Here is an 8655-nt window from a genome sequence, read left to right on the forward strand (position 1 = left end):
ACTTCCGGCACTTCCGGTACTTCCGGTACTTCCGGCACTTCCGGTACTTCGGGCACATCCGGCACTTCCGGTACGTCAGGTACGTCAGGCACCTCCGGCACCAGCGTCACCCCCCTCGGCAATGTCCTTCAGCAATCCGGCAACCTCGTGACGGCGCTCGGCACGACGGTCGTGAACGGCGGCGCCCAGATCGGCGGCGTGCAGATTCCCGGCACGAACGCGACGACGGTCAACAGCGTCGGCAACGCGGTCAGCAGCCTCGGCAACGGCGTGCAATCGCTCGGCAACGGCGTCGCGGCCGGCCTCGGTTCGATCGGCGTGTCGCCGAACCCGCTCGGGCCGACGCTCACGTCGACCACCGGCCTGCTGACCGGCGCCGGCGGCGCGGTCAACAACCTCGGCAATGCCGTGACGAGCCTCGGCACCGGTCCGCTGTCGCCGCTCGCGCCGGCGACGACCCTCGTCGGCAGTCTCGTCAACACGGTCGGCACCGCGGTCAACTCGACCGCATCGGCGCTGAACACGGCGCTGAACAGCGCGCCGGTGCAGCAACTCGAGACGCAGCTCGGCAGCGTGATCAACCCGATCACGAACACGCTGACCGGCGGCGTCACAACGCCGGGCGTCACGCAGACGCTCGGCAACGCGACCCTGCTCGGCGCCCCGCTCAACGGCTTGCTGAGCACGCTCGGCAGCGGCCTCGGCCTCGTCGGTTCGCAGGTCGGCGGCGCAACCGGCAACCCGGTCGGCACGAGCGCCGGCAGCAGCGTGTCCCAGCTCGGCAACACGGTGGCATCGGCCGGCGGCCTGCTGTCCAGCGGCAGCTCCAGCAGCGGCACCAATCCGCTCACCCCGATCACGGGCGTGCTCGGTTCGCTGACGGGCGCACTCGGCGGCGGCAGCTCGAGCGGCTCAGGCGGCACGAGCGGTACCAGCGGCGGCCCGCTCGCGCCGATCACCGGCCTGCTCGGCACGGTGACGGGTGCGCTCGGCAGCATCGGCTCAAGCGGCACCGGCGGCACCAGCGGGACGAGCGGCGCAGGCGTCGGCGGCCTGCTCGCGCCGGTCACCAACCTCGTCAACTCGCTGACGCCGCTCGGCGCGAGCCTCACCGGCACCGTCACGACACCGGGCGGCAACGTGTCCGGCGCGCTCGGCGGCGTGCTGACGAGCGGCCCGGTCGGCACGCTCACCGGTGCGCTGGGCACGCCGGCCGGCTCGGCCGGCGCCGTCGGCACGGTCAGCCCTGGCGGCGCAACGGGCACCGTGACGGCGCCGGGCGGCAGCGGCTCCGTGGTGACCGGCCTGACCGGCGGCACGAGCGGCGGCGCCGCGAGCGGCACCGGCAACCTGCTGTCGCCGGTGACGAACCTGCTCGGCGGTCTGCTGGGCGGCGTCACCAAGAAGTAAGCCTTAACGCATCACGTATCAGAACGACAGGCCAATGGCCGGGCGCGCATCCATAAACAGCCCGGCCGACGGCCGGCGTCACCCGCCAAGCGGGGGCGCCGGCCCTCATCCCTACGAGGATCCGATCATGAATTCCACGCTCGACGGCATCGTCGCCGCCCCGGACCGCCCACCCCGTTCCGCCACGCCGTTGCGCGCCGGCCTGCTCGGCATCGCGGCCGGACTCTTCGCGCTATGGGTCACGCGCGACCAGCCGGCTCTCGACGCGGCCACGCGCGCCGTCATCGCGAGCCTCGCGATCATCGGCACGATCGCACTGCACGAACTCTTCATCTCGCGCGTCTACCTGCGCCCGAGCGCGGGGCTGTCGCGGCAGGCCGTCCGACCGCTCGGCATCGCGCGCGTGGCCACGCGGCTCGGCGCGCTGACGTCGATCTATGCGGGCATCGGCGCGATCTACTGGCTGCTGCCCGAATACCACGGCGCGTTCTACCTGCCGTTCTGGTCGCTGCTGCGCGCGCTCGCACCGTACGTGATCGTCGCCGCGCCGTTCTACTTCGCGTGGATGGATCGCCACCAGCGCGAGACCGACGACGCGTACCTGCTGTGGGGCCGCTTCCTGTTTCGCCGCGAGCGGCCCGCGAGCTGGAAGCCGGTGCGCGAGATGCTGGCCGGCTGGGGCGTGAAGGCGTTCTTTCTGCCGCTGATGACCGTCTACCTGTCGAAGGACGCCGATCACCTGAGCGCGTCGCTCGCGAACGCGATGCATGCGCCGATGACGATCGCGACCTTCGTGTTCATGTACGACCTGTCGTTCACGATGGACCTGATGTTCGGCACCGTCGGCTATCTGTGCACGTTCCGCATCCTCGACAGCCACGTGCGCACCGTCGAGCCGACGACGCTCGGCTGGGTCGCCGCGCTGATCTGCTACCAGCCGTTCTGGTCGCTGATCTCGAACAACTACATCCGCTACGAAGGCTCGCTGTTCTGGGACAACTGGCTGCTGTCGGCGCCGACGCTGCGCGCGATCTGGGGCACGGCGATCATCCTGCTGCTGCTGACCTACGCGCTGTGCACGATCTCGTTCGGGCTGCGGTTCTCGAACCTCACCAACCGCGGAATCATCACGTCGGGCCCGTACCGCTTCACGAAGCATCCGGCGTACATCACGAAGAACCTGTCGTACTGGATGGTGTCGGTGCCGTTCGTCGAACCGCTCGGCTGGCAGATCGGGCTCATGCACTGCGCGGGGCTCGTCGCGGTCAACCTGATCTACTACACGCGTGCGAAGACGGAAGAGCGTCATCTGATGCGCGATCCCGACTATCGCGCGTATGCGGAGTGGATCGCGCAGCACGGGTTGTTCGCGCGAATCCGGCACGCGTTCGGCGGGCGGCAGGCGGTGTGACGCGCCGCTTCCCGGCCGGGCCGCCGATGCATCGACCCGGCCGGCACGCACACACACGGGTTCATCCGCGCGTGCGCTTCGACACGGCGAGCGAGACGACGCATGCCGTCGGCATGACGAAACAAAACGCCGCCAGCGGCCACGGCGTATCGCCGGGCAGCGCCAGCGTCACGAACGTGCCGGCACCGCCGACGATCAGGCTCTGCACGCAGTAATACAACGCGACCGCCGTCCCCGCCGCGTCGTCGAAATCCCGAAGCGCACCGTTCGCCGTCACCGACGACATCAGCACGATGCCGATCGCGACGATCCACATCGGCATCACGAACGCGACGAACGACGGCGCCATCAGGGCCGTGCACGCCGCCAGCGTGATTGCGCCGGCCATCATGACGCCCGCGCCGCGCACAAAACAGCCCGGAATCCCCCAACTCGACACACACCCTCGCGCAAAGCGCGCGGCAACGATCATCACGATCGCGACGGTGGCAAACGCCGCGCTGAATTCGGTGCGGGAATAGCCGGCCTGTCCGACCAGCACACGCGGCGCAATCGAAAAGAACACGAAAAATGCGCCCATGGCCGTGCCGAAACCGAACGAATAGACGAGGAAAGACGGACTGCGCAGGATCGATACGACGGGGTACCGCGGCCTGCCGCCGGCTCGTCGCCGCGTTTCGTGCCAACGCGACGACGCGCGGCCGAGCGCCAGACATCCGGCGCCGCCGAGCATCACGAAAATCGCGCGCCAGCCGAAACCGTGCGCAATGCCCGCGCCGAGCATCGGCCCGAGCGCCGGGACGAACGCGAGGATCGCGCCGAACTGGCTGTAGAGGGTGCAGCCTTCCGGACGGTCGGCATAGACGTCGCGCACCGTTGCAAAGGTCGCCACGAGCGCGGCGGATGCCCCCAGCGCCTGCAGCAGGCGCAACGCGACGAATACGCCGCCGCTTCCCGCCATCGCGAGCGCCAGCGAACTCGCCGAGAACAGTAACGCACCGCCCAGGAGCACGGGGCGACGTCCGAACCGGTCCGACAGCGGGCCGAACACCAGTTGGCCGAGGCCGAGGACGACCATGTAGACGCTCAGCGTCAGCTGCACGATGGCGGGCGACGTGTGCAGCGCCGACGGCATCTCCGGCACCACCGGCAGATACACGTCCATCGCCAGCGACGCGAGGAGATCGAAAGGGGCCATCAGCAGCAAGGCCGACGGCAGCGAATAAGCCCACGCGGGCGTGGTTCGGGTTTGATCAGGCATGACGAAGCATCCGCTCGGAAAAAGGGAAATCCGGCGGCAATCTGCCTGCTGAGTCATCGACGAGAGGAGATCGCCGCAACAACCGGGTGAAGCACGTTGTTGCGGCTCAGCGATCCGTGGACGGGCCCGCTCCCATGGTCAGATCCTTGTGGGGTTCGTTCGCGGTGAAGTGTATGCGATTTCGACGCATGAACAAGGGCTGCTGTCGGAAACCGCTGCGCGATCAACCGCGGACTTCGCGGCGAATCGTGGCGTGCCCACAGCCCCCATGCGGCCAATTGCCGCGAAACACCGCGATTCCTCGCGTTTCATCGCTTTTCTCCGTCAGTCCGATTGCCCGCCCGTTGCCCGTCGCGTATGGTGCTGACCGTCCGCGTGCGCCCGTCGCCCGGACGCCCGACCGTCGTCCCGCACGACGGCCGCGCGGGCCGTGCCCGCCGCTCACCGTCTCCGCGACGCCGCCCGCCGACGCCGCGCATTCAAGAGGAAAGAGGCGTGATCCACAAAGTCCTGATCCTGTTCGCACTCTGCATCGCGGGCCTCGCCGCGATCGCCGCCGGTTTTCAGCACATTCCCAGCTGATTCGCGGCCCCGGCTCGCTTCGCCGAGCCCGGGGGCCGCTTCCATTTCCGTTCCCCCCGTTGCCATGAAACCCTTTCTCGATGCGCCCGGGACGGGCGCCTTTTGCCATGCGTATCGACGTACAGCATTCCCAACACGACATCGACGACGAACTCGACACCCTTTATGACCGCCTGCACCAGCCGGGCCATCGCCTGCACGGCCTGTCGGCCGTCGCGCTCGGCCGTTCGGGCCTGATCGTCCGTCACCGTGAAGCCGACGGCGAATATTTTCTTTACGTCGAGGATCCGGTGGCCCGCCAGCTCGCCGGCTATACGGTGTTCAACCGGCTTCCCGAAATCCCGCGCCGCGCGGATCGCTACCTGCGCGCGCCGCATACGCGGCTGCGCGGCTCGGCGCAACGCAAGGGGCTCGCGACGACGCTGTATCGATGGGGGCTCGACGCGGGCCTGTGCCTGATCAGCGGCGCGCGCCAGTCGGTCGGCGCCGCGCAGTTGTGGACGGCGCTCGCGCAGGATTACGCGCATGGCTTCGTCGACGTCGAAGGCCGCGCGCTGCGTTATCTCGGCGAAGCCGTCGCCGACGACGTGCACGGTGCGCTGCATACGCGGCGGCTGTTGCTCGGGAATGGATGGACGCTCGGTGAACTGGCGCAAGCAACCGGGATGACCGGCGTCGATGCCGCCGAGGATGCGAACGTGAACGTGCGGCGCGGCGAACACGAACGACATCCCGTGCGGAGCGTCGGCCACGCGCGGCCCGTCGCTCACATGGCTCACGCCCCGATGCGATAATTCGCCGGAGCCGCGCGCCGCCGCCGCGCGAGCCACCCACCCACACGTTCCGCGATGGCCAACGAAACCCGAACCGCTTCCGAGCGCCGCATCGACATCGTCGCGCTATGCGGCAGCCTGCGCGCGCAGTCGTACAACGCCGCATTGCTCGACGCAGCCGCGCTCGTCGCACCGCACGACATGCATATCGCGCGCTTCGATCGTCTCGGCGAATTCCCGTTGTTCAATCCCGATGCCGAATACCCGACGCCCGTCGCGGTGCGCGATCTGATCGACCGCCTGAACGCGGCCGACGGCATCGTCATCGCGAGCCCCGAATACGCGCATGGCGTCACGGGCGTGATGAAGAACGCATTGGACTGGGTCGTGGGATGCGAGGCCGTCGTGTACAAGCCGATCGCGGTATTGAACGCGTCGCCCCGCGCGACGCATGCGGACGCGGCGCTACGCGAAACGCTGTCGGTGATGTCGGCGCGGATCGTCGAAGATGCATCGATCGCACTGCCGATCCTCGGCAGCCAGCTCGACGCGGCGGGCATCGCCGCCCATCCGCCGTTCGCGTCGGCGCTCGTCGAAGCATTGCACGCGCTGCGCACGGTAATCGACGCCCCGGCTGCCGACCGATAGGCGATCCACCCGCTGAACGCGTGCGCCGTGGCGTTATCGCGCCTTGGCGCGCGTCGTCTTTTTCGCCGGTTTGGCCGCCTTCGCGCGCGGCGCTTCCTTCTCGGGCTGCGTGCCGCCGCCCGCGAGATCCTCGAGCCATGCGAGCGCATCGACGTACGACAGGAACTGCTGCAGGTATTCCGGCGACAGCTCGCGCATCGTCGCGAGCGAACGGTGCACGAGGCTGTTCGAATTGAGCGGCCCCGCGTTGCGCGGCACCTGGTCGAGCGACTGGCGATACTGCTGTTCGGTGCGGACCTTCGACCACATCGCGCGAAAGTAGTCGACCAGTTCGGGATCGAGCCCGCGCCGGTCGGCCTGCGCATCGCGGCCGAGCCCTGCGACGAGCGCGGCAAGCGCGCCGCGTGCGGGCGCACCTGCCGCGGCCTCCACCGTCTCGCGCGCAGCTTCGGCTTCACCGGCGCGCGCGACGATCTCCGCAAACCCTTCGATCAGCGTTGCAAGCCGCGCATCGACCAACGCACGCGCGTCGCCATCGAGTACGGCCGCGCGCTTCTCGAGCGCGTCGATCCGGTGAAAGCGCACCGGATCGAGCCGGTCGGCGCCCTGCTCGCGCCAGGCGTCGAGCGTCGCGCGCACCTGCGTCGCGTCGCCCGTCACTTTGCCTTTCCTCCGTTCGACGCCGACTTGCGCGGCACCGGCGCGATCTCCACGCGGCGGTTCTTCGCGCGGCCTTCATCGTCCGCATTCGAGCTGACCGGCTGCTCGGAGCCGAACGCGGCCGCGAACACCGACGACGCCGGCACGCCGGCATCGATCATCGCGCGCGTCACCGTCAGCGCGCGTTTGGCCGACAGTTCCCAGTTATCCGCGAACAGGCGGTTGCCGGCGTGCACCTGCTGGTCGTCCGCGAAGCCGCTGATCATCAGGATCTCGTCGCGCGTCTTCAGGTACGTGGCGAGCGGGCCGGCCAGCGTCTTCAGCAGGTCGCGGCCCGCGGGCTGCAACTGGTCGGAGTTCAGCGCGAACAGCACGTTGCCACTGATGCCGATGCGCCCGTTCACGAGCGTCACGCGGCCGGCCGCGAGCGGCCCGGCGAGCGCCTGTTCGAGCGACTTGCGCTGCTGCGCCTCGAGCTGGCGCGCGCGCACCGCTTCCTCGAGCTTCGACGTGAGCTGGAGCTGCATGCCGATCACGCCGACGAGGATCAGCACGAACGCGCCGAGCAGCACCGACATCAGGTCGGCGAACGCGGGCCACACCGGCGCCGATTGCGCGCCGCCGTCGATTTCGTCGTGCATGCGTTACGCTCCGACGGGCGCTCGCCGGCCGGCGAGCTGCTGCAGGTCTTCGACGATCTGCTTCTGCGACATCACGCTCAGATCGATCACCTCGCGCGCCTGCGCGACGTAGTACTCGAGCTGTTCGTCGCTGCGCGCGAGCGATTTCTCGAGCGCGGCCTCGATGCGCTGCAGATGCGTCAGCAGCTTGTCGTTCGATTCGCCGAACACCTGCACGGCCATCCCGAACGCATCGCCGAGGCTCGCCACTTCGACGGCGCCGGCCGTGACCTGCGCGGCCACCGAATCGAGCTTGCGCGTTTCGGCGTCGACGGTGTCGTTGAAGCGCGCGCCGACGCGATCGAGCAGATCGGCCGACGTGCTGACGAGCGCGTCGATTGCGGTGCGTTGTTCGGTCGACGCATGGTTGACCGCGCCGAGCAGCGTCTCCAGCGTCGCGAGCAGGCGGCTGCGTTCCTCCAGCATCGCGGTGTCGCGCACCATGCTGTCGGACAGGCGCTGGCGCAACTCGGCGACGACGTCGGCCGCGGCCTTCGGCGCTTCCGACGCGGCCTGCACGAGGCGCGAGATTTCGTTGATCGTGTCGCTTGCGTGCACCTGCGCCTGCGCGGTGATGTCGTTCGCGGTGCGGGTCAGCGTGTCGCAGATGTCCTGCTGGCGCGCGGCGGCTTGCGCGCTCGTCTGCGCCCATTCGTCGCGCAGCGCGGCGGCCATCGCCGTGAGCGAGTCGTTCCAGGCGGCGAGGCGGGCTTCGTCGCGTGCGGCGAGTTGCGATTGCAGGCCGGTGTGCGACTCGCGAATCGTCGACAGCAGATCGGTCGAGCGTTGTTCGAACGTCGACGCCTGTGCAGCAAGGTCACGCGTCGTTTGTGCAAGCGCGTCGCAGATTTCCTGCTGACGGCCCGCGCTGTGCACACCCGCGCGCTGCCACTCTTCGCCGAGCTTCGCGGCCATTGCGGCCAGCGAGTCGTTCCAGGCGGCGAGGCGTTCTTCGTCACGTGCGGCCAGTTGCGATTGCAGACCGGTGTGCGACTCGCGGATCGTCGACAGCAGATCGTTCGAGCGTTGTTCGAACGTCGACGCTTGTGCGGCGAGATTACGCGTCGTTTGTGCGAGGGCGTCGCAGATTTCCTGCTGACGGCCCGCGCTGTGCACGCCTGCGCGCTGCCATTCGTCGCCGAGCGTCGCGGCCATCGCGGCCAGCGAGTCGTTCCACGCAGCGAGGCGTTCTTCGTCACGTGCCGCCAGTTGCGATTGCAGACCGGTGTG

General features: G+C 68.9%; 8 protein-coding genes and 1 pseudogene. 5 read left to right on the plus strand and 4 right to left on the minus strand.

The annotated features are described in order from the left end of the window. Window positions 1-147: 147 nt before the first annotated feature. Window positions 148-1410 (plus strand): collagen-like triple helix repeat-containing protein, encoded by a 1263-nt coding sequence (locus A9Z05_RS31515; RefSeq protein WP_069621486.1) that lies wholly within the window; start codon window positions 148-150, stop codon window positions 1408-1410. Between the two features lie 127 nt (window positions 1411-1537). Further along, complete coding sequence (locus A9Z05_RS31520; RefSeq protein ID WP_069621487.1) at window positions 1538-2821, plus strand: isoprenylcysteine carboxylmethyltransferase family protein; 1284 nt, start codon at window positions 1538-1540, stop codon at window positions 2819-2821. Between the two features lie 61 nt (window positions 2822-2882). Here A9Z05_RS31520 and cml read toward each other — a convergent pair whose 3' ends face one another. Continuing rightward, window positions 2883-4082, minus strand: coding sequence for a CmlA/FloR family chloramphenicol efflux MFS transporter (cml, locus tag A9Z05_RS31525; RefSeq protein WP_069621488.1), 1200 nt, complete (start codon window positions 4080-4082; stop codon window positions 2883-2885). Window positions 4083-4439: 357 nt separating this feature from the next. Here cml and A9Z05_RS37305 point away from each other — a divergent pair, with 357 nt between their 5' ends. The 3 genes from A9Z05_RS37305 to A9Z05_RS31535 all read left to right on the plus strand — a co-directional run bounded on the left by A9Z05_RS37305 (window position 4440) and on the right by A9Z05_RS31535 (window position 6085). Next, window positions 4440-4664, plus strand: coding sequence for a hypothetical protein (locus tag A9Z05_RS37305; protein ID WP_218077833.1), 225 nt, complete (start codon window positions 4440-4442; stop codon window positions 4662-4664). 107 nt (window positions 4665-4771) lie between these two features. After that, window positions 4772-5458, plus strand: coding sequence for a histone acetyltransferase (locus A9Z05_RS31530; protein ID WP_176730269.1), 687 nt, complete (start codon window positions 4772-4774; stop codon window positions 5456-5458). 54 nt (window positions 5459-5512) lie between these two features. Beyond that, complete coding sequence (locus tag A9Z05_RS31535) at window positions 5513-6085, plus strand: NADPH-dependent FMN reductase (protein ID WP_069621490.1); 573 nt, start codon at window positions 5513-5515, stop codon at window positions 6083-6085. 33 nt (window positions 6086-6118) lie between these two features. On the opposite strand, the gene A9Z05_RS31540 is transcribed toward A9Z05_RS31535, so the two are convergent. The 3 genes and pseudogenes from A9Z05_RS31540 to A9Z05_RS31550 all read right to left on the minus strand — a co-directional run. Beyond that, window positions 6119-6745 carry a DUF2894 domain-containing protein gene (locus tag A9Z05_RS31540; protein WP_069621491.1) on the minus strand — a complete coding sequence of 209 codons (627 nt, stop codon included), beginning with the start codon at window positions 6743-6745 and terminating at the stop codon, window positions 6119-6121. Then, window positions 6742-7386 (minus strand): OmpA family protein, encoded by a 645-nt coding sequence (locus A9Z05_RS31545; RefSeq protein ID WP_069621492.1) that lies wholly within the window; start codon window positions 7384-7386, stop codon window positions 6742-6744. Before A9Z05_RS31545 ends, A9Z05_RS31540 begins: the two co-directional genes overlap by 4 nt. A 3-nt stretch (window positions 7387-7389) precedes the next feature. After that, window positions 7390-8655 (minus strand): annotated as a pseudogene (locus A9Z05_RS31550) (DUF802 domain-containing protein); the annotation flags it as partial.

The organism is Burkholderia sp. A2, from assembly GCF_001729305.1.
Classification (GTDB): Bacteria; Pseudomonadota; Gammaproteobacteria; order Burkholderiales; family Burkholderiaceae; genus Burkholderia; species Burkholderia sola.